21 protein-coding genes are annotated in these 19,601 nt (G+C 62.2%); 1 reads left to right on the top strand and 20 read right to left on the bottom strand.

Features of this window, described 5'->3' with window-relative positions; all coding sequences use genetic code 11:
* The first annotated feature begins 13 nt into the window (after positions 1 to 13).
* Positions 14 to 2,311: a polysaccharide pyruvyl transferase family protein gene (locus H8790_RS10230; protein ID WP_187332430.1), complete on the top strand. Its 2,298-nt coding sequence runs from the start codon at positions 14 to 16 to the stop codon at positions 2,309 to 2,311.
* Between the two features lie 159 nt (positions 2,312 to 2,470).
* Here the strand turns inward: H8790_RS10230 and rpsR are convergent, their stop codons facing one another.
* From rpsR to H8790_RS10130, 20 genes are all read right to left on the bottom strand, one after another.
* Positions 2,471 to 2,722 carry a 30S ribosomal protein S18 gene (rpsR, locus tag H8790_RS10225; RefSeq protein ID WP_187332429.1) on the bottom strand — a complete coding sequence of 84 codons (252 nt, stop codon included), beginning with the start codon at positions 2,720 to 2,722 and terminating at the stop codon, positions 2,471 to 2,473.
* Between the two features lie 43 nt (positions 2,723 to 2,765).
* Positions 2,766 to 3,224, bottom strand: coding sequence for a single-stranded DNA-binding protein (locus tag H8790_RS10220; RefSeq protein ID WP_187332428.1), 459 nt, complete (start codon positions 3,222 to 3,224; stop codon positions 2,766 to 2,768).
* A gap of 12 nt (positions 3,225 to 3,236) precedes the next feature.
* Complete coding sequence (gene rpsF / locus H8790_RS10215; protein ID WP_187332427.1) at positions 3,237 to 3,533, bottom strand: 30S ribosomal protein S6; 297 nt, start codon at positions 3,531 to 3,533, stop codon at positions 3,237 to 3,239.
* 151 nt (positions 3,534 to 3,684) lie between these two features.
* Positions 3,685 to 4,209, bottom strand: coding sequence for a QueT transporter family protein (locus H8790_RS10210; protein WP_187332426.1), 525 nt, complete (start codon positions 4,207 to 4,209; stop codon positions 3,685 to 3,687).
* Between the two features lie 234 nt (positions 4,210 to 4,443).
* Positions 4,444 to 5,304 carry a zf-HC2 domain-containing protein gene (locus tag H8790_RS10205; RefSeq protein ID WP_187332425.1) on the bottom strand — a complete coding sequence of 287 codons (861 nt, stop codon included), beginning with the start codon at positions 5,302 to 5,304 and terminating at the stop codon, positions 4,444 to 4,446.
* Positions 5,301 to 5,894, bottom strand: coding sequence for an RNA polymerase sigma factor (locus H8790_RS10200; protein ID WP_187332424.1), 594 nt, complete (start codon positions 5,892 to 5,894; stop codon positions 5,301 to 5,303). The genes H8790_RS10205 and H8790_RS10200 overlap by 4 nt, the downstream gene beginning before the upstream one ends.
* On the bottom strand, positions 5,891 to 6,859 hold the full coding sequence (gene dusB / locus H8790_RS10195; protein WP_187332423.1) for a tRNA dihydrouridine synthase DusB: 969 nt from the start codon (positions 6,857 to 6,859) through the stop codon (positions 5,891 to 5,893). The genes H8790_RS10200 and dusB overlap by 4 nt, the downstream gene beginning before the upstream one ends.
* A 132-nt stretch (positions 6,860 to 6,991) precedes the next feature.
* Complete coding sequence (locus H8790_RS10190; protein ID WP_187332422.1) at positions 6,992 to 7,264, bottom strand: hypothetical protein; 273 nt, start codon at positions 7,262 to 7,264, stop codon at positions 6,992 to 6,994.
* A gap of 103 nt (positions 7,265 to 7,367) precedes the next feature.
* Positions 7,368 to 9,374 carry a SpoIIE family protein phosphatase gene (locus tag H8790_RS10185; RefSeq protein WP_243208487.1) on the bottom strand — a complete coding sequence of 669 codons (2,007 nt, stop codon included), beginning with the start codon at positions 9,372 to 9,374 and terminating at the stop codon, positions 7,368 to 7,370.
* A 189-nt stretch (positions 9,375 to 9,563) separates the two neighbouring features.
* The gene (locus H8790_RS10180; protein WP_187332420.1) at positions 9,564 to 10,454 is read right to left on the bottom strand and encodes a bifunctional riboflavin kinase/FAD synthetase; all 891 of its coding nucleotides are present in this window, start codon (positions 10,452 to 10,454) and stop codon (positions 9,564 to 9,566) included.
* Between the two features lie 6 nt (positions 10,455 to 10,460).
* Positions 10,461 to 11,324 carry a tRNA pseudouridine(55) synthase TruB gene (gene truB / locus H8790_RS10175; protein ID WP_187332419.1) on the bottom strand — a complete coding sequence of 288 codons (864 nt, stop codon included), beginning with the start codon at positions 11,322 to 11,324 and terminating at the stop codon, positions 10,461 to 10,463.
* A 27-nt stretch (positions 11,325 to 11,351) separates the two neighbouring features.
* Positions 11,352 to 12,305 (bottom strand): DHH family phosphoesterase, encoded by a 954-nt coding sequence (locus tag H8790_RS10170; protein WP_187332418.1) that lies wholly within the window; start codon positions 12,303 to 12,305, stop codon positions 11,352 to 11,354.
* Positions 12,306 to 12,307: 2 nt separating this feature from the next.
* Positions 12,308 to 12,667 (bottom strand): 30S ribosome-binding factor RbfA, encoded by a 360-nt coding sequence (rbfA, locus tag H8790_RS10165; RefSeq protein ID WP_187332417.1) that lies wholly within the window; start codon positions 12,665 to 12,667, stop codon positions 12,308 to 12,310.
* Between the two features lie 208 nt (positions 12,668 to 12,875).
* Positions 12,876 to 15,266, bottom strand: a complete 2,391-nt coding sequence (infB, locus tag H8790_RS10160) for a translation initiation factor IF-2 (RefSeq protein WP_243208486.1) — start codon at positions 15,264 to 15,266, stop codon at positions 12,876 to 12,878.
* A 176-nt stretch (positions 15,267 to 15,442) separates the two neighbouring features.
* Positions 15,443 to 16,087 carry a L7Ae/L30e/S12e/Gadd45 family ribosomal protein gene (locus H8790_RS10155; protein ID WP_187332415.1) on the bottom strand — a complete coding sequence of 215 codons (645 nt, stop codon included), beginning with the start codon at positions 16,085 to 16,087 and terminating at the stop codon, positions 15,443 to 15,445.
* Positions 16,074 to 16,355 (bottom strand): RNase P modulator RnpM, encoded by a 282-nt coding sequence (gene rnpM, locus H8790_RS10150; RefSeq protein WP_187332414.1) that lies wholly within the window; start codon positions 16,353 to 16,355, stop codon positions 16,074 to 16,076. The genes H8790_RS10155 and rnpM overlap by 14 nt, the downstream gene beginning before the upstream one ends.
* Before the next feature lie 15 nt (positions 16,356 to 16,370).
* The gene (gene nusA / locus H8790_RS10145) at positions 16,371 to 17,438 is read right to left on the bottom strand and encodes a transcription termination factor NusA (RefSeq protein WP_187332413.1); all 1,068 of its coding nucleotides are present in this window, start codon (positions 17,436 to 17,438) and stop codon (positions 16,371 to 16,373) included.
* A 37-nt stretch (positions 17,439 to 17,475) separates the two neighbouring features.
* Complete coding sequence (locus H8790_RS10140; RefSeq protein WP_187332412.1) at positions 17,476 to 17,931, bottom strand: ribosome maturation factor RimP; 456 nt, start codon at positions 17,929 to 17,931, stop codon at positions 17,476 to 17,478.
* A gap of 238 nt (positions 17,932 to 18,169) precedes the next feature.
* Positions 18,170 to 19,057, bottom strand: coding sequence for an RsiV family protein (locus H8790_RS10135; RefSeq protein WP_187332411.1), 888 nt, complete (start codon positions 19,055 to 19,057; stop codon positions 18,170 to 18,172).
* A complete protein-coding gene (locus H8790_RS10130) occupies positions 19,032 to 19,538 on the bottom strand; it encodes an RNA polymerase sigma factor (RefSeq protein WP_187332410.1) in 507 nt (168 codons plus the stop codon). Before H8790_RS10130 ends, H8790_RS10135 begins: the two co-directional genes overlap by 26 nt.
* Positions 19,539 to 19,601: the final 63 nt, after the last annotated feature.

Raw genomic sequence — 19,601 nt, 5'->3', positions numbered from 1 at the left:
AGGGGAGAATGCTTTGAAAACCGGATTAGTCACCTTTTATCACATTCACCATTACGGCGCATTTCTCCAGGCCTGCGCCACAGCCCGGGCGGTGGAAGCCCTGGGCAGTGAATGCGAAATCATCGATTACTATGTCAACCAGAGCAACGATCTGTTCCGCGGAGCGCGCTCCATCGCAGCCGCTGCCTCGGACGCTCACACGGCGCTGCACTACGGCGCGCTGAAGGCCCGTTACGACCGGTTTGAGCAGTTCTCAGCAGAGCACCTGCCCATTTCCAAGCATCGCTACATGAGCTTTGAGGAGCTTCAGAAGGCGGATCTGCCCTACGACGTCTATCTCTCCGGCAGCGATCAGATCTGGAACCCCAAGATTTTTCCCGACGGCCGCTTCGACCCCGTGTTTTTTGCAGCCTTTACCCAGGGGCGCAAGATCGCCTACGCACCCTCCTTCGGCATCTCCCAGATTCCCTCCGGCATGGAGAAGGAGCTGCGGGGGTATCTGGAGGGCTATGAGGCCATCGGTGTGCGGGAGCGGGCTGGACAGCGGATCGTAAAAGAGATCGCGAACCGGGATGTGCCGGTCGTGCTGGACCCCACGCTGCTGCTGCAAAAAGGGGAGTGGGCAGCCATGGCGGCCCAGCCCAGGTCCACCGGCGGATACATCCTGTGCTACTGCATCAGCAGCCCCGGTGCCCTGTCGCCCTATGTTTTCAAGCTGGCCGAGGCCACGGGGCTGCCCGTTGTGCAGCTGTGCGGTATCCGCCGCAAGGTCCACCCAAAGGCCCGCTGTGTGCTGGACGCGGGACCGGCGGAATTTTTGGGCCTTTTCCAAAACGCGGCCTATGTCTGCACCAACTCCTTCCACGGCACGGTGTTCTCCGTGCAGTTTGAAAAGCCTTTCTTTACCACGGTGGCGCCTATGGAGATGGCCCACCCGGAGCAGTCCCGTACCTTTAACCTGCTCACCACCCTGGGCCTTACGAATCGTGTGGTGGGGCGGGGGGATACGGCGGAGCTCACGGAGGAGATCGACTACGCCGCCGTGAGCCGGAAGCTGGAGGAGCAGCGGCGCCGTTCCCTTGAATACCTGCGCTGCGCCCTGCGGGGCGAACCCTTTGACGGCCAGGAGGAGACCGACCGACCACTGCCCATCCTGGCCAGGCGGGAGGAGTGCACCGGGTGCGCCGCCTGCTACAGTGGATGTCCCAAAAACGCCATTTCCATGGCCCGGGACAAGGAGGGGTTCCTCTATCCGCAGGTGGATCACAGCCTCTGCGTGGAGTGCGGACACTGCACCGTGATCTGTCCTGCATTGAACAAGAGGGAGCAGAGGGAGCACCTGCCGGTGGCCTTTGCCGCCTGGAACCGGGATGAGAATGTGCGCCGGGACTCCACCTCCGGCGGCGTGTTCTCCCTGTTGGCGGACTACGTGTTTGAGGACGGCGGCGTGGTGTTTGGCGCGGCTTTGGACAGCAAAATGCATCTGCGCCACATCGCCTGCTGGTCCAAGGCGGAGCTGCGCCATCTGCGGGGAGCCAAGTATGTGCAGAGCGAAATCGGAGACACCTACCGCCAGATCAGAAAGTTGGTGGAGAGCGGCAGAAAGGTGCTTTTCTCCGGGACGCCGTGCCAGGTGGACGGGCTGTACCGCTATCTGGGATATCGGCCGGAGAACCTGCTCAGCTGTGACCTGGTGTGCCACGGCGTGCCTTCTCCCGGGGTGTGGGAGGACATGGTGGATTCCATCCAGCGGGAGACCGGCCGGACCATCCAGAACGTACGCTTTCGCAACAAGGTCAGCGGCTGGAAGTCCAGCCATCTGACCACACTCTTTGAAGGGGGCACGGTCAGTTCCCGCCCGCTGACCCAGACGGAGTACGGCCGGGCCTTTGGCCGGGCGCTGTTCCTGCGGCCCTCCTGCTACCGCTGCACCTATGCCTCCATGAACCGCCCCGGCGACTTCACCTTGGGTGATTTCTGGGGGCTGCGGGAGGACGAGCTGCCGGAGGAGCAGCACAAGGGCGTTTCCCTGCTGCTGGTGAACACCTCTCAAGGCAGCCATGTGTTTGACCAGCTGCCCATCGCCCGGGTGCCTTTCCCCATTGAGCGGGCCATTGCCGGGAATCCCCGGCTGGCGTCGCCCACCGCGATAGTGCCGGACCGTACCGCCTTCTTTGCCGCCTATGCGGTGGAGCCCTTTGACGAGGTCCGCAGACAGTATCTCAAGCTGCCGGGCCTGCCCTACCGGATCGCCGCCAAAGCCCTTTCCCCGGAGGCGAAGGCCAAGATCCGCAAAAAGCTGAAGGGATAACGGGGCCGCTGCCGGCGCCGCACCATGGCCCTGCGGGCGATGAAAACAAGTCTATTTAATAAAAAAGTGCCTGCGTCCTGAGTTGGACGCAGGCACTTTAAAATGGGGCTGGATGCGAAAAAACAGCCGCCCCAAAATGGGCGGCTGTTTCCAGAAAAATCAATCGGTGACGAAAGGCAGCAGGGCGATCTGCCGGGCACGCTTGATGGCCTCGGTCAGCTGGCGCTGATGCATTGCGCAGGTGCCAGTGGTTCTGCGGGGCAGAATCTTGGCGCGCTCGGAGACATAGCGGCGCAGTTTTACCACGTCTTTATAGTCAATGGACTCGCACTTGTCCACACAGAACTGGCAAACCTTTCTGCGCTTGCGGTTCATGGGACGAGCAGGTCTGTTCTCGCGTTCCATAGCCATGGAAAGTTCCTCCTTTTAAGATGTTCGCTCAAAGAGCATTGGATCAGAACGGCAGCTCGCCGTCCTCCTCGCCGATCTCAGCAAAATCGGAATGGGCATCCACCGGGGAAGGGGCGGAGCGGTATCCGCCGCCGGCAGGTGCGCCGTAGCTGGGCGCGGCAAAGGAATCTCCGCCGCCGTCCCGCTTGGAATCGCCGAAATAGACGTTGTCGGCCACCACCTCGGCAGAGGTGCGTTTGTTGCCCTCCTTGTCCGTCCAGGGGCGGATCTGAAGGCGGCCCTCCACCACGGCCATGCGGCCCTTGGCGAAGTACTTTGCCACAAACTCGGCGGTCGCACGCCAGGCGACGATATCGATGAAATCGGTTTCCTTCTCGCCGCTCTGGTTCTTGAAATCACGATCCACAGCGATGCGGAAGGATGTGACGGGCGTTCCGCTCTGCGTCCTGCGCAGCTCCGGGTCTGCCACCAGACGGCCCATCAAAAGAATGCGGTTCAGCATAACTTGTCCTCCTTATTCGCCCTTGGAGACGATCAGGGAACGCATAATGCCGTCGGTAATGCCGAGGACACGGTCCAGCTCTTTGGGGAAAGCGGGAGCGCTGGTAAAGCTCATCAGGACGTAATAGCCTTCAGACTTGAAGTTGATCTCGTAGGCCAGCTTGCGCTTACCCCACTCCTCAACCTCAACAGCGCTGGCGTTCTGCTCAGCAAGGGTCTTGAACTTCGCCACCAGGGCGGCGGTCTGCTCCTCGCTCAGCGTGGGGTCGATGATGTAGACGACCTCATAGTTGCCGGAAACTTTTGCCATGTTGGTTGCACCTCCTTTTGGACATTTGGCCCTCACCCAAAGTGAGAGCAAGGATTGCCTGCAAGTTTGCAAGCTATATTATTATACCGGAAATCCTGGATAAGTCAAGGGATAATTCAAAAAAACAGCACAATTGTCGGGGAAATCCAAGCTATTTCTGTTCCTGAGGCCGCATCCAGCGCGCAAGGCCGCGGATGCGGGGCAGCACGCCCAAGAGCGCCGAACCCAGCACATAACAGGAAATCAGCTCCCCAAGGCCCACGGTGGCGGCGTTGTAGAGGAACGCGGCCGCGAAAGAGCCGCCGCCGGAGGTCTGCTGGAAGGCGATGACGCCGCCCACAATGACGGCGTTGCACAGCACCGGCGGCAGGGGAGCCAGCCACTTTTGAGTGCACCGGGAGGTGAGCACCGCGGCAAGCAGCGTGGCCAGGGAGCCGAAAATGATGTCCAGAGCGCCGTAGGGACTCAGAAGATTGGCGATGAGGCAGCCGATGAAAAGGCCGGGTGTGGCGGCGGGGAAAAAGAAGGGAAGGACGCACAGTGCCTCGGAAAAGCGGCACTGGATGGGGCCGTAAGCCACACTGAACAGCGCGGCGAAGTAGGACAGCACCGCATAGGCGGCCGCCACCACGGCGGCAAAGGTGATCTGCTGGACGGTAAACCTGGATTTGGACATAAAAAAACCTCCTGAATCAAGTTCGGAGGCTCCATCACATGACGAAACGCCCGCGTAAAAGGCCGCGGACTGCCTCCATTTTTTGTTTAGAGAACGGCAACGTCCATTTTGCCGAACGAACGCCGCGTGGGCGGCGCTTGGACAGGGTGTGGAAACCTGTCGCAAGCAGTATAGCACAGGGGCGGGCAAAAAGAAAGGGCCCACTTCACTTTTTTGTGAAATGGGCCCTTCCATTCAGTTTTCCGTAACAATTACCAGGGCGTAGTCCCCGCTCTGCTGGGGCTCCGCATCCTCCGGGGAGATCAGCTCCGGAAGCTGGCCGGCCAAGCCGTCGTACTCCGCCTCCGTTAGGGTGTAGGCCACGCCGGTGACCTTGCCGTCGCTGTAGTCCTCTCCGGTGTAGCCGTCCAACAGTGAGCCGGCCTGGAGGGAGGTGAGATAGACCTGGGTGAAGTAGGAGACTTTACCTTCCAGCGCCGTGTAGGCCGAGGAACCGGAGGTTTTGGCGGGGGCTGCGGCTTCCGGGTCCTCAGAGCCCGCCGAACTCTTCGGCGCGGCTGTTCCGGAGTCAGGATCAGCCTCCTTCGGAAGGGATGCGCTGTTGGAGGAGCCGCCGTTTTCCGAGGCGGTATCCTGTTCGACACCGCCTTTGAAGGAACTGCCGCCGGCTGGGCTGCTCTGGGCCGCAAAGGGGGCATCGCTCAGGTCCCCGGAGGACTCGGAGAGGAGGGCGGCTTCGCCGGCGGAGTTCCCGGCCCCGTCCAGGCTGGAAAAGAGGCCCTTGGTGCCGCCCAGGACAATGAGAAATGCCAGGCAGGCCGCCAGCGGCACCATGGTCCGCATCTTCCGGGAGCGTGCCCTGCGGCGGACCTGCTGGGAGCGGATGGTGGCCATGACCGAGTCGGCCAGGCCATCGGGCGGCTGCGTCTCATCCAGCGTGGGGAAGCTGTCCCGGATGGCGTAGAGCTGCGCAAGATAGGCGCGGCAGCCGGGGCAGTCTTTCAAATGGGTCAAAAGCGCGGATTGTTCCTCCGGTGCCAGCTCATCATCCAGATACGCGCTGATGAGAGCTGCATAGTCGTCACAGTATTTCATTTGCAGCCCTCCTTTTCTATCTCCTTGGACGGCTGGGGTACGAAAAAGTTCCCGTGCTCCAGCAAAACCTTGCGCAGGTGCTTCCGGCCCCGGCTGATCCGGGATTTGACCGTGCCCACATCCACGTCCAACGTGTCGGCGATCTCGATGTAGGAGAGCTGATGCATCTCCCGCAGCACCAGCACCTGACGGTGATCGTTGGAGAGGGACATCAGGCACCGCTCGATCTCCTCCCGCACCGCGGAGCGCTCCAGGGCCTCCTCCGGAGTGGGGGCGCAGTCGGGCAAGTCTATGTTCAGTTCCTCATCCTCCAGGGAGAGGGCCGGGCGCTTCTGCTTGCGCAGGAGGTCGATGGAGGCGTTGGTGGTCAGGCGGTAAAGCCAGGTGGAAAAGGTGGATTCCCGGCGAAAAAACTTCAGTCCCTGCCAAGCGGAGAGAAACGCCTCCTGAGCGACCTCGGCGGCATCGTCCGGGTTGCCGCACATCCGCAGCGCCAAAGCATAAACCTTCTTTTCATACAGCCGCACCAGCGATTCAAAGGCGTCGTCATCCCCTTGCTGGGCGGCCAGGATCAATTCAGTTTCCGTCATGTCAAATCCCTCTTGATGCCCTTTGTGACGCGATACACGTCTTCCAAGGTGTTCATCTGCACGATTTGCTCCTTATAGTAGTTGGAATGGGACACGCCCTTTAAATACCAGCAGTAGTGGCGGCGGGCCTCCAGAACCGCCACCTTCTCGCCTTTGGAGGCGGCGGCCAGCTCAAACTGCCGCACGGCGGTGTCCACCCGCTCTGATAGCGGGGGAAGAGGCGGGATGTCCTTTCCCTCCAGTGCGGCCTGTGCCTGCTGGAAAATCCAGGGGTTACCGAAAGCGCCGCGGCCGATCATGGCCATATCCGCTCCGGTGAAGCGGAGAATGCGCACAGCGTCCTCCGCACTCCAGACGTCGCCGTTGGCGATTACCGGAATGGACACCGACTCCTTCACCGCCCGGATGGTGGTCCAGTCGGCGGTCCCGCTGTACATCTGCGTCCGGGTGCGGCCATGGACGGCGATAGCGGCGACCCCCACCTGCTCCAGCAGCCTGGAGAGCTCCACGGCGTTGATGCTGCCCTTGTCCCAGCCCCGGCGCATCTTCACCGTAACCGGGACGGGGCTTGCCTTGACCACGGCCTCCGCCACCCGCGCGGCCTTGTCCGGGTCGCGCATCAGGGCGCTGCCGTCGCCGGAGGAGACCACCTTGCCCACCGGGCAGCCCATGTTGATGTCAATGAAATCCGCGCCGGACACCTCCGCCGCGATCTGGGCGGCCTCCGCCATGCAGATCGGGTCGCTGCCGAATATCTGGGCCGCCGCCGGATGTTCGCCGGGGGAGAGCTCCAATAGGAGCCTGGTCTTTTTATCCTGGTAGCACAGGGCCTTGGAGCTGACCAGCTCCGTACAGGTCAGGCCCGCGCCCAACTCCCGGCAGATCTGCCGGAAGGCCACGTCCGTCACGCCGGCCATGGGCGCAAGGGCCAGGCGGGAGGGGACGTCCACATCTGCAATTTTCATGGCTGCGCCCTCCTTTTCATCGAAGACACCTTAGTTTAGCATAGATCAGGCGCCGGTGCAAGATCGAGTCCCTCCGGAACAGTTCACAGGAAAAAAGAAGCCATGGCCAAGCGGCCATGACTTCTTTTCCCGTTACAGCAGCGCAGCAAGCAGCCACACCAGGCCGATGCCGCCGGCACCCATGACGGCATAGAGGGCGGGGGGCAGGGCCCGCCAGTGGCGGCTCAGCTTGCCGGCGCCCTGGGTGTAGCTCCTGGCCACCCGCTCCGCCTCCTCCACAATCTCCCGGGAGGAAACACCGTCTTTGGTCAGCGCGTCGTTGCGCACAATGAAAATCGCCTGTTCAAAAATTCGCGGGTCCGGGGAATTGACCACTACGACCCGCCGGGAAACCCCCTTTACCATATCCGATTCCTCACTCTCACATCAATCTCAGCAAATCCATTGTTTCCTTCAGGAGGGGGAAGTATACGGAGGTTGGGACGGTTTTACAAAAAATTGAGTGGCATCAGACCTCTTTTTTCTCTCCTGCGGAGGAGAGATAGAGCACCTGCACGGCGCAGTCGTCGCTCATCTGGCCCTGTTTTCGGACCTGGGCCACGATGGCGTTGGCCAGAAGCTGGGGATCGCTGCCGGGAAAGCCGGCCAGCAGGTTCAAAAGCCATTCGTCATGGCCCGCATCCGCCACGCCGTCGCTGATCTGGACCACAAAACAGCCGTCCTCCAGGGGGAAGTGGGAGGAGTCGGGGGGCGCGGGCTGGGAGTGGAGCCCGGCGGGCAGGCAGCCGCCGGTGATGCGCTGCACCCGCCCGCCACGCTTCACATAGGAGGGGGCGGCCCCGTATTTGTAGACCGCGCCCTGGTCGCCCTCCAATATAAAGAGATCGATGGTGGTAAAGCTGCCCGTGTCGGAGCTCCGCAGGGACAGGGCGGAGTTTAAGGTCTTCAGCGCCGCCTCCGGGTCAATGCCGGCCTTTAAGAACCGTTCCATCAGCCTGAGCGTCATGGAGGACTCCCGGCGGGCGGCCTCGCCGGTGCCCATGCCGTCGGAGAGCAGCATGCAGAACCGGCCCTGACTGGTTTCAAAGGAAGAGATGCTGTCGCCGCTGACGCTCTCCCCCTCCTTGGGAGAGAGAACCGCGCCCACCCGCCAGGAGGGCGCGGCGCCGAAGGCGGGCGCGGCCTGTCCGAGGTGGGAGGCGGTGGAGGCCAGAAGGTCTGACAGCTGGGCGTATTGGCCCTGGGCGCTGCGGCGGGTCTCCTCCATTTGGAGCCGGTACTGCCGGCGCAGCAGGAAGGCGGAGAGCTCGCCGTTGATAGAGGTCAGCAGCTCGGGAAAGTGGATGCAGCGGGAGGAGAAGTGGGGCGGGAAGTCCTTGGGCAGCGCCCGGCCCCGCTCCAGGAGGAAGGGCGTTGCGTCGTTCATGGCGTTGAAGGTGGAGGTGTACTCCTTCTGCCAGCAGAGATCGCACAGCGCGCAGCCCCGGCAGGTGGATTCCGCCGCCCGGTCGAAGATGATGGCCGGGTTCTCCGTGGGAGCGGAATTGCGGCTGAAGCTGTCATAGAGGTCCCGGAGGGCTGCGGAGGACTCCTTGAGCTGAAGCCGCAACCGGTCCAGGAGCGTCACATCCTCCTTTTCCTGGACCCGCTTCCCGGAGAAGAGCTTTCCGGGGAGGAAGAGGAAAACCGTGCAGCCTAAGAGCGTCTCCGCCAGGAGGGAAGGCGTGTCCTGCCAGATGGCGGAGAGCAGCAGCGCTGCCAGGGCGCTCAGGCCCGCGGCGGACCCCCGGCCGCAGCGGCTGCGCAGTCCGGCCAGAAGGCCGCTGAGGCCGTAGGCGGCGGCGTAGAACAACGTGTCCGCCCCGGAGCAGAGGTCCATGGCAAGGCCCGTGCAGATGCCTGCGGCGGCGCCAATGCCCATGCCCTGCTGATAGGCCGTGTAGAGCAGCAGGCAGCACACGGCGGCGCGCCCGGGCGAGATGCCTCCCGGCAGGGCCAGCCCTGCCACGCTGGTCAGCAGCGTCACCGATACGTAGAGAAGCGTCAGCTGGCGGTTGCCCTCCTGGCGCAGCAGCAGCGTGTAGAGCCGTGCGGAGACGCCGGTCAGCACCGCTGCCGCCAGACAGGGGAAGAGGTTGTCCCAAAAGCGGAAGGACTGGAAGAGGTAGATAAAATGTACGCAGAGAAATAAGAAAACTGACAACAGGGGGGTGAATAGGGGGCTTCTGGCCGGACGGGTCCCGTCGAACGCCGTGGCCGCGGCAAAGATCAGCACGGCGGCAGCTAAAAACCGGAGCGCGTCCGCAAACTCCAAAAAGAGAGCCGCACCTACCAGGCAGCCGGCCAGTGCCGCCCCGCCGGCGGCCCCTGTCCCCGCCGCGGCGGCAAAGCCCAACGCGAAGGGCTGATACCCCCCGGCGACGGTGCTGCCGGTCAGGGCCGCGGACAGGAAAAATCGAACCCCGCAGCCAAGCAGGAGGGACATCTGCTCCTTACTCAAAGATAAACGCTTCACGGCTGTGACCATCCCTTTCGTAGAATCGCTTGTCCCATTCTACAAAAGCCCACCCTGAAAAGGCTGTCGGGAAAAGACAGAGGAATGAAATTTTCCATATTTTTCTGGGAAGAAGGAAAAATGGACCGCTTGGCACGCCGGGTAAGCAAAGAAACTCCCTCTGCGGCGTCAAGCCGCAGAGGGAGGCAATCAGAGGGAAGCGAGATAGGAGGCTGTGGCGCCGATGTCCTGCTGAATCTGGGCGCGGAGTGCCTCCACCGAATCAAAACGCATCTCACCCCGGAGCTTTTTGAAAAACTCCAGGCGCAGCGTCTTACCGTAGAGGTCGCCCTCAAAGTGGAGGAGCGAAGCTTCCACCGTGATGTCGGCGCCGTTGTTCACTGTGGGGCGGTTGCCCACATTGGTGACCGCGTCATAGGCCGATCCGTCGGGCAGATAGGCCCGGGTGACGTAAACGCCGTGGCTGGGGATCAGCACATTGGGGGGGATGATCAGATTGGCCGTGGGGAAGAGCTGGGACCGTCCAATGCCGCGGCCGTGGCGGACCGTGCCGGTCAGGGTATGGGGATGGCCTAAAAACCGGGAGGCCCGCTCCATGTCACCCTCCTCCACCAGCTGACGGATGTAGGTAGAGCTGACGGTCATCCCACTGATTTCCACCCGGGGGATGATGTCGCAGCCAATGCCCAACTCTTTGCAGGTCTCCTGGAGCAGCTGGGGGTTGCCCTGGTTTTTATGGCCGAAGTGGAAGTCGTGGCCCGCTACCAGATGGGCGGCCTGATGTTCGCCGGCCAAAAAACCAGTGATGAACTCCCGCCAGGGCATGGTCATCATCCGCTGGTCAAAGGGGGCCATGATGATTTCGTCGATGCCGTAGAGCCGTTTCACCAGGCCCCGGCGGTCCTCCGCGGAATTGATCAGGGGAATGGGGCGGCCGGTGACCACCGCCTTGGGCGGCCGGTCGAAGGTAAAGACCGCCGGTGACAGGCCCCTGTCCCGGGCCACCTCCGCCGTGCGGCGCAGCAGGGCGCCGTGGCCCAGGTGGATGCCGTCAAAAAAACCAAGTGCAATGACTTTCACGTCTGATCACGCTCCAAAGAAATTCTTGATGCTGACAAGCTTTCCACGTTCCCACCGGCTCAGGCAGAGGAACTTCCCGTCCCGGCCGTAGACCCGGTAGATCCCCTGGGGCAGCTGGGCGGGGATGGGGTTGCCATGGAGGCAGAAAAACTCCTCCCGCTCCCGCTGAATCCGGTAGGCGGGGTATTGCTCAAAAAAGCGGTCCACATCCATCAGCAGCGCTTCGCCGCGCTGGTGCACCTCCTCCAGCGTGACGGCCTCGGTTAGGGTGAACCCGGCGGCCATGGTGCGGCGCAGCGCGCTCATGCACCCGCCGCAGCCCAGGGCCTGTCCGATGTCGTGGCAGAGCGTACGGATGTATGTACCCTTGGAGCACACGCAGCGCAGGCAAAACTCCGTTTCGCTCAGCTGACCGGTGAGCTCCAGAGCATAGATGGTGACGCTCCGAGGGGCCCGCTCCACCTCCCGGCCCTTGCGGGCCAGGTCACAGAGCTTCTGCCCGTTGATTTTGATGGCGGAGTACATGGGTGGAACCTGCTGCAGTTCCCCGGTAAAGCGCTTCAGGACGGAGGACACCTCCTGGGCCGAAACGCCGACGTCGCAGCGCGAGAGCACCTCACCGGTGATGTCCTGGGTGTTGGTGGTCAGTCCCAGGCGCAGCGTGGCCGCGTACTCCTTGCGGCCCTTTTCCGCAAACTCCACCGCCCGGGTGGCCTGCCCCACAAAAACAGGCAGCACGCCGGTGGCCATGGGGTCCAGGGTGCCGGCGTGGCCCACCCGCTTTTCATGAAGCATGCCCCGGATTTTGGCGCATACATCCATGCTGGTCCAGTCCTGGGGCTTGTCAATGATGAGAATTCCGTTCGGCATAGTTCCCCCTGTAGTCAAAAGTTCGTGTTACCGCGGGAAATCGCCTGCGATCCGGGCCACGGCATCCAAAATCTGCTCAGTGGCCGACTGGGCGCTGCCCTCGATGGTGCAGCCCGCCGCAGCGGCGTGGCCGCCGCCGCCCAAGAGCTGGCAGACCTGAGTGGCGTTGACCCGGCTTCCGGTGCGCAGGGAAATTTTCCAGACGTCCCTGCGCAGCTCCCGCATGGTGACGGCGCAGTCGTTGCCCTCCACCAGGCCGGCCAGGGAGGAGAGGTCCTCTGCGTCGCTTTCGCTGGCCTGGACCTCCTCCATCAACGAGACGGGAATCTGCATGACCACAATGCGGCCGCTGTCGAACAGCTGCATGTTGCGGAGCATGTCCGCCTCCAGGGCCAGGCGCTTGCGGCTTTTGGTGCGGAAAAAGGTCTTGTTGACCTGACGGTAGTCGATGCCTGTGTCCATCAGCGCCGCCGCCACCCGGTGGGTGTTGGCGGTGGTGTTGGAGTAGACAAAGCAGCCAGTGTCCGTGGACACGGCCACATAGAGGGGCAGGGCGATCTCCGGCGTAATGGGCCCCAGTTCCCGGGCGATCTCATAGAGGATCTCGCCGCAGGCGGCGCACTGGGGCTGCACGCAGCTGTTTGCCCCAAACCCCTCGTAGGAGGGGTGGTGGTCGATGGCCAGGTCCACCCGGTCCTGGTAGGGCAGGGCGTTTTGTGGGAACAGGGACAACGCGGCGATATCGGTGCTGACCACCTTCTCCGGGCAAAAGCCGTCCGGCGCCAGGTAGGGCGCGGCATAGGGGCGGCTGTTGTCCGTGATCTCCGGGTTGGGCAGGAGATAGGCGGTCTTTCCCAGATTCCGCAGCGCCGCACAGAGGGCGCCGGCGCAGCCCACCGTGTCCCCGTCGGGCCGCATGTGGGTCAGGATCAGGACGTTATCAAAGGTGCGCAGCAGCTGCGCGGCCTCTTTGGCGGTCATAGTCACTCCTCCTCTTCCTCCCGGCGCTCAATGTCCCGAAGGACCTCCAGGATATGGGCACCGTGCTGGATGGAGTCGTCGGCCACGAACTGCAGCTCCGGGGTGTAGCGCAGGCGCAGGGCGCTGCCCAGCTCCCTGCGCAGGAAGCCGGAGGCAGATTTGAGGCCCTTCAGGATGTCCTGTTCCTGGGACTTGTCCAGGGCGCTGACATAGATGCGGGAATAGCGCAGGTCGCCGGTGGTGTCCACATGGGTGATGGTCACCATACCGGACTGAACCCGGGGGTCCTTCAGCCGCCGCATCAGGGCGGACAGCTCCCGTTGGATCTCTTCATTGATACGGCCGATTCGGTTGCTGGGCATAAAGCGGCCTCCTTTCCGGGATAGAAATTTAATTTGCGCGGCAGACGCCGCCTGAGAACGGGCGGCGCACCATGGGATAGTATGTGCAGCGGAGATCGGAAAAGCCGGAGATGCGGCGCGTCGCCGCTGGCAATTCCTCCGCCGGACGGGGAAAAGGCGGGGCGGGCGAATCCGCCCGCCCCGCCGCAGCTTTATTGGATCGTAAGACCTACTGCTTGATCTCCTCCATGGTGAAGGCCTCGATGATGTCGCCCTCTTTGATGTCGTTGAACTTTTCCACGGTCAGGCCGCACTCGTAGTTTTCGGCCACCTCCTTGGCGTCGTCCTTAAAGCGCTTCAAAGAGGCCAGGGAGCCTTCGTGGATGACGATGCCGTCCCGGACCACCCGGACGGAGCAGGCTCGGACGATCTTGCCGTCCTGGACATAGCAGCCGGCCACAGTGCCCACGCCGGACACCTTGTAGACCTGGCGGACCTCAGTATGGCCCAGCACCACTTCCTTGAACTTGGGCGCCAGCATGCCCTTCATGGCCGCCTCGATCTCGTCGATGCAGTCATAGATCACGCGGTACATGCGCATATCCACATTGGAGCGGACGGCGCTGTCCCGGGCCGCCGCGTCCGGACGGACGTTGAAGCCCACGATGATGGCGTTGGAGGTGGCGGCCAGCATCACGTCGGATTCGTTGATGGCGCCAACGCCGCCGTGGATGACACGGACGTTGACCTCCTCGTTGGAGAGCTTCTCCAGCGAGGCCTTGACGGCCTCCACGCTGCCCTGGACGTCGGCCTTGACGATGAGGGCCAGCTCCTTGCGCTCCCCGGCCTGAATCTGGTCGAACAGGTTCTCCAGAGAGACCTTCTGCACAGGGGCGGAGGATTTTGCCTTTTCCTCCTCCTTGCGCTGCTCCACCAGTTCCCGGGCCATGCGCTCATCGGCCACGGCGTGGAAGGTGCTGCCGGCGGAAGGCGCTTCACTGAGTCCGGCAATCTCCACAGGCACGGAAGGGCCGGCCTTTTCCAGCCGTTTGCCCTTGCTGTCCACCATGGTGCGCACACGGCCCACGGCAGTGCCGGCGATGATGATGTCGCCCTGGTTCAGCGTGCCGTTTTGCACAAGCAGCGTGGCCACCGGACCGCGGCCCTTGTCCAGGCGGGCCTCGATGACCGTACCTTGGGCGGCGCGGTTGGGGTTGGCCTTCAGCTCTGCCATTTCCGCGGTCAGCGTGACCATCTCCAGCAGATTGTCAATGCCGATGTTCTTCTTGGCGCTGATGGGGCAGCAGATGGTGTCGCCGCCCCAGTCCTCGCTCACCAGGCCGTACTCGGTGAGCTGCTGCTTCACCCGGTCGGGGTTGGCCTCGGGCTTGTCGATCTTGTTGATGGCCACAATGATGGGGATGTTCGCGGCCTTGGCATGGTTGATGGACTCCACGGTCTGGGGCTTGATGCCGTCCTCGGCGGCCACCACCAGGATGGCGATGTCCGTCACCATGGCGCCGCGGGCACGCATGGAGGTAAAGGCCTCATGGCCCGGGGTATCCAAGAAGGTGATGGGCTTGCCGTTGATCTGGACCTGATAGGCGCCGATGTGCTGGGTGATGCCGCCAGCCTCACCGGAGGCGACGGAGGTGTTGCGGATGGCGTCTAACAAGGAGGTCTTGCCGTGATCCACGTGGCCCATGACCACCACCACCGGGGCCCGGGGCACCAAATCCTCCGGCTTATCCTCGTGGTCGTCGATGAGGCGCTCTTCAATGGTGACGGTGACTTCCTTCTCCACCTTGCAGCCCAAATCCATGGCCACCAAGGCGGCGGTGTCGTAGTCGATGATCTGGGGCAGGGAGGCCATGATGCCGTTCTTCATCAGCACCTTGACCACCTCGGCGCCGGTTTTCTTCATCCGGGAGGCCAGCTCACCCACGGAAATCTCATCGGGGATCTGAACCTTCAGAGGGGTCTTCTTGGCGATCTCCAGCTGGAGGCGGCGCATCTTCTCCTGCTCATCCTGGCGGCGCTTGCTGGAAAAGGGCACTCCGCCCCGGCGGTTGCCGGTGTTGCTGCGGAATTTCTCCTTGCCCTGCTGCATCCGGCTGGCGCGCTCAGGAGCCAGTTCCTCCAGACGCTGGTCGTATTTGGCCAGGTTCACGTCTCCGCCCTTGCGGGTGTCCACGATCTTCTTCTGGGGGACCCGGGTGGTGGGACGCTGCACATTTTGCTGAGCGGGCTTGGCACCGCCCTGCGGCTGCGCCTGCTGGGGCCGGGGCTGCTCCTGCCGCGGGGGGACACCGTTTTGCGGCCGGGGCCGGTTCTCCGGCCGGCTCTCGGGCCGGGGAGCCTGGGGCTGCTGCTTGGGGGCCTCGGGCTTGGGCTGCGCCGCCGGCTCCTTATAGGTGTCTGCAAAGATCACCTGGATCCCGGACACAGGGTGCTTCTGCGTCAGATAGTCAAAGATCAGAGAGAGCTCATGATCCGTCAGCACCTGCATGTGGTTTTTCGGCGTGGACGCATATTTTGTCAGGATTTCCGTGATCTCGCGGGTGGAAAGGCCGAAATCCTTCGCCACCTCATGCACTCTGTATTTGTCGATTGTACCCAAATAAAGCCACCTCCATATAAGCTTAGCTTCGCTCCTGTCCGGGCGGAAGGGATTCCGCCGCCTGCGCCATCCGGCGCGCTTTCGCTGCGGTCCTACCGCAGACATTGCTTTTCGGAGCGAAGCCGTCCAAAAAACACACGCAAACTCCCGCGTGCAAAGCGGGCGCTGCTTACCTGTCAGCTGCTGCCCTTGCTGCGGAACGACCCCTTACCCCGCTTGACGGGCCGGCTGCCGGAGTAGGGGTTCTTCTTCGCCGCAATGCGCCGCCGGGCATTCTGCCCGGCAGGGCTCCGGGGGCTTTGGACAGCGCCGCCCCGGCTTGTTTTTCTGCCCTCCGACTTTGGAGGTGCTGTCTTTTCTGCGGAAACCTTCCGCTTTGCAGATACTTTCTTTTCCGCGGCTGCCCGCTGCTCCCCGGCGGCCCGTTTCTCCTCGGCCGCCTTGTGCCGCTCCGCGGCCCGCTTGGCCTTCAGCTTCAGCTTTTCAGCCGTGCCGCCGTAGGCGTCCGGGTCGGATGCGGCCAGCTTGCCGGCCACGGCGCTGGCAAAGCCGATGTCGGTCATGGCCGCGATAGCACAGGAGGTGCGGCCCACGGCCCGGCCCAACTGGTCTTTGGAAAAGGGAAGCCGGATTGAGAGGCACTTGCCCTCCTGGGCAAAGTGGAGCGCCCGGCGCGCTGTGGACGCGGCCGCGTCGGAGGCCAGCAGGATCAGCCGTGCGTCCTGGGCCCGGCAGACCATCCCCACCGGTTCCTCCCCGGCCTCCAGCCGGCCTGCCTTTTTGGCAAGGCCGATGAGATGCAGCAGATTATTGTTCTCCATCCAGCGCTCCTAACTGAGACTCCAGGGCGTCATAGACCTCCGCCGGCACGGCGCAGTCAAAGGCACGCTCCAGCGCCTTGGATTTTCTGGCCTTGCGCAGGCACTCCGCGCTGGGGCACACATAGGCGCCCCGGCCGTTTTTCCGTCCGCCGCTGTCCAGGGAGATCTCGCCCTCCGGCGAGCGGACCACACGGATCAGAGACTTTTTTTCCTTCATTTCGCGGCAGCCGATACATTGCCGCTGCGGCGTTTTCTTAGGCTTCTGCATAAGCTGCCTCCTTGATTATTCTTCCGTTTCCTCGTGATAGCTTTCCGGTTTGATGTCAATTTTATAACCGGTGAGGCGGGCCGCCAGACGGGCGTTCTGGCCCTCCTTGCCGATGGCCAGGCTCAGCTGGTCGTCGGGCACCATGCAGCGGCAGGCCTTCCCCTCCTCCGCCATCAGGACCTCCACCACGTCGGCGGGGGCCAGGGCGGCGGCGATGAACTCAGCGGGGTCTTCGCTGTATTTGATGATGTCGATCTTTTCGCCCCGCAGCTCCTCCACGATATTGGCCACACGCTGGCCCTTGGGGCCCACGCAGGCGCCGATGGGGTCCACATTCTCATCGTTGGACCAGACGGCCATTTTGGTGCGGCTGCCGGCTTCCCGGGCGATGGAGCGGACCTCCACGGTGCCGTCGTAAATCTCGGGGACCTCCAGCTCAAAAAGCCGCTTCACAAGACCCGGATGGGTACGGGAGATCAGTACCTGGGGGCCGCGGGTGGAGCGGCGGACCTCCACCACATACACCTTTACATGCATGCCCTCCACGAGGACCTCGCCCTGCACCTGCTCGCCGGCGGTGAGCAGGGCCTCGGTGGACTCGGCACCGTTGCCGATGCGCAATGAGACATTGCCGTTGCGGGGGTCCACACGGGTGACCACGCCGGTGAGGATTTCGTGCTGCTTGGAGTTGAACTCATCGTAGACCATGCCCCGCTCGGCTTCCCGCAGCCCCTGGATGATGACCTGCTTGCCGTTGCCGGCGGCGATGCGGCCAAACTCCACGTTGTTCACGGGGAAGTTGACCATCATGCCCAACTCATACTTGGCGGAGATGGCACGGGCGTCCTCAAGGGAGATCTGGGAGGCGGGGTTCTCCACCTCTTCCACCACTTCCTTCTGGACGTACATCTTCAGGTCCTGCCTGGCCTCATCCACGTCCACCGCCACGTTCTCCACACCCTCGTGGTCCCGCTTATAGGCGGTGGTCAGGGCCTGAACGATCTTATCCATCATAAAGGCCTGGGGGATGCCCCGTTCCTTTTCCAAAAGCGCCAGTGCGGCAAAAATTTCATCACATTTCATGAGGCTGCTCTCCTATTCTATCGTCATTGAAACTCAATTAAAATTCAACGCGCAGACGCACCAGTGCCACGTCTTTTTTGGAAAACGTCATGGGCTTGCCGCCCACCTCGATGGTCACGTCCCCGTTGTCGTAACCGCTCAGCTTACCGGCAAACTCCTTGCTGCCGTCCCGGTTTTGATAGAGCCGCAGCGAGACGGGGCTTCCCATAAACCGCTCAAAGTCGGAGGGGCGCTTCAGCGGCCGCTCACAGCCTGCGGAACTGACTTCAAAGGTATAGCTTCCCTCGATGGGGTCAGCCTCATCCAACAGCGGTTCCACCGCCCGGGACACTGCCTCGCAGTCCAGGATGTCCACGCCGCCCTCCTTATCCAGATAGAGCCGCAGATACCAGGTGCCGGCCTCCTTCACATATTCCACGTCCCACAGTTCGCAGCCCTGGGACTTTACGGCGGGTTCGGCCAGTTCGGCCACCAGCTCTGTGATCTTCTTCATAGAGACTCCTTCCAAATTTTAACCAGCCCATTTAGGCCAATAAAAAGAGCGGACTTCAAAAGCCCACTCTGCCATCGTCTAACATCAACATGAGTTATGATAGCACAACCATCCGCAAAAAGCAAGCCTTTTTCCGGATTCTTCCGGATAAAATTGAAGAAAAAACAGGCGAAAGGGTACAAAAAAGGGGGATAGACGCAAAAGAGCGGGGGAGAGGCATGCTCTCCCCCGTCTCCGCTCAGTTCAGGTATCCGCTGCGGGCAATCCCCTGCGTCACGGAAGCGGGGATCACAAATTCGACCACGCCCATGTACATGGGCGCCACATCGCCTTCGTTGAAGACGATGATGAGCTCCTGGTTTTCGTCGACATAGAAGGCGGTCTCGTCGGTAATCGTGGTGAAGTTCCAGTCCGACACCTCATCGTTGAGCCAGTAATACGCTCTGCCGTTTTCGTCCATACGCTGGCGCATTTGCTCCCTGATGTTTTCAGATATGACGGATTTATAGTCGCTGCCGCTCTCAAAGAGGTCGGCAAGGCCGATGATCTCCCCGGTGGCTTTGTCCACGTTGTAGATCATCACCGACTCCGTCCCGCTGGCCATGACCAGCGTCTCATCAAAGCGCAGGGCAAACAGGGAGTCGTTGTCCGTGACCACAGAGTAGTCCACGCCCACCTGGTAGTGATTGGTCTGCGCTCCCGCATCGTCGCCGGCGTTGACGATGCCGGCCTCTTCCTCATACCGGGCGATAATGGTATCGGTATAGTTGGAAAGGGCCTGGTTCAGTTCGTCCGGGCCGCCCTCCACCTGGGGGATGTGAATGTCGGCAGACGAGTTTGGCCCTTCATCCTGATAGATGCGGAAGGTGAAGACCCGGGTGATGGCCCCTAAGACGGGAACCTTCTCCATGGCACTGGCAATGCCGGCATTGGAATTGACCAGCGCTACCATCAGGACCAGAACAGCAGCCGCCGTGGTGGCGGAGCGCCTCCAAATTCTCCGGGAGGAATCGCGACGTGACCGGCGCTTCGCTTCTTCCATGGAGGAGCGGACGCGAAACTCCAGTTCCTTTGGAATGGGGATGGACTCATAGTCCCGTTTACAGTGGTTCAGTTGCTCTTTCATGGTGCTCTCCTTCCGACAGGTGGGCCTTCAGCTTCCTGAGGCTCCGATACAGGATGGTTTTGACGGTGCTCAGATTTTCGCCGCAGATGTCGGCGATCTCCTGGAGCTTGCGGTCTTCAAAAAACCGAAGGACCACCACGGCCCGTTCCCGGGGATCCAGGATATCCAGCGCCCGCAATGTATCCACGTCCTGGTAGACATCTTCCCGGCCGGGATCGGGCAGCTGGTCGGACGGGGTTTCGCGGCCGCGCTTGCGCAGCAGGTCCAAAGAGGCGTTGACCACAATGCGGTACAGCCACGTCTTGACGGCCTGCTCGCTTTTGAGCTCTCCTGCACAGGAGATGGCCTTGTAGGCGCTCTCCTGGACCACATCCATGGCGTCATCCCGGTTTTTGACATAGGTGTAGGCGAGGCGGTACATGGACTCATACGACGCCAAAATCTGTGTCTCCACTTGTTCCTGAACTGCCCTGAGTCCCATTGCACGCCTCCTTTTCACCGTCTTACCAATCAGACGCCGGCAAAGAGAAAAAAGTTTGAAGGA

Source organism: Oscillibacter hominis (genome assembly GCF_014334055.1).
Taxonomy (GTDB): domain Bacteria; phylum Bacillota; class Clostridia; order Oscillospirales; family Oscillospiraceae; genus Oscillibacter; species Oscillibacter hominis.
This window is presented reverse-complemented; position numbering and strand designations above follow the sequence as displayed.

Coding starts and splice junctions, on each gene's coding strand:
- H8790_RS10200 (WP_187332424.1), bottom strand. CDS start 5,894: ATGACGGAAACTGAATTGATCCTGGCCGCCCAGCAAGGGGATGACGAC.
- rbfA (WP_187332417.1), bottom strand. CDS start 12,667: ATGCCCAGCAACCGAATCGGCCGTATCAATGAAGAGATCCAACGGGAG.
- nusA (WP_187332413.1), bottom strand. CDS start 17,438: ATGAAATGTGATGAAATTTTTGCCGCACTGGCGCTTTTGGAAAAGGAA.
- rpsF (WP_187332427.1), bottom strand. CDS start 3,533: ATGGCAAAAGTTTCCGGCAACTATGAGGTCGTCTACATCATCGACCCC.
- H8790_RS10155 (WP_187332415.1), bottom strand. CDS start 16,087: ATGGAGAACAATAATCTGCTGCATCTCATCGGCCTTGCCAAAAAGGCA.
- H8790_RS10205 (WP_187332425.1), bottom strand. CDS start 5,304: ATGAAATACTGTGACGACTATGCAGCTCTCATCAGCGCGTATCTGGAT.
- H8790_RS10220 (WP_187332428.1), bottom strand. CDS start 3,224: ATGCTGAACCGCATTCTTTTGATGGGCCGTCTGGTGGCAGACCCGGAG.
- H8790_RS10190 (WP_187332422.1), bottom strand. CDS start 7,264: ATGGTAAAGGGGGTTTCCCGGCGGGTCGTAGTGGTCAATTCCCCGGAC.
- H8790_RS10130 (WP_187332410.1), bottom strand. CDS start 19,538: ATGGGACTCAGGGCAGTTCAGGAACAAGTGGAGACACAGATTTTGGCG.
- rpsR (WP_187332429.1), bottom strand. CDS start 2,722: ATGGCTATGGAACGCGAGAACAGACCTGCTCGTCCCATGAACCGCAAG.
- H8790_RS10140 (WP_187332412.1), bottom strand. CDS start 17,931: ATGAAGAAGATCACAGAGCTGGTGGCCGAACTGGCCGAACCCGCCGTA.
- H8790_RS10135 (WP_187332411.1), bottom strand. CDS start 19,057: ATGAAAGAGCAACTGAACCACTGTAAACGGGACTATGAGTCCATCCCC.
- H8790_RS10170 (WP_187332418.1), bottom strand. CDS start 12,305: ATGACCGCCAAAGAGGCCGCGCAGCTGCTGCGCACCTTTGATAACGTC.
- H8790_RS10210 (WP_187332426.1), bottom strand. CDS start 4,209: ATGTCCAAATCCAGGTTTACCGTCCAGCAGATCACCTTTGCCGCCGTG.
- truB (WP_187332419.1), bottom strand. CDS start 11,324: ATGCCGAACGGAATTCTCATCATTGACAAGCCCCAGGACTGGACCAGC.
- dusB (WP_187332423.1), bottom strand. CDS start 6,859: ATGAAAATTGCAGATGTGGACGTCCCCTCCCGCCTGGCCCTTGCGCCC.
- rnpM (WP_187332414.1), bottom strand. CDS start 16,355: ATGCAGAAGCCTAAGAAAACGCCGCAGCGGCAATGTATCGGCTGCCGC.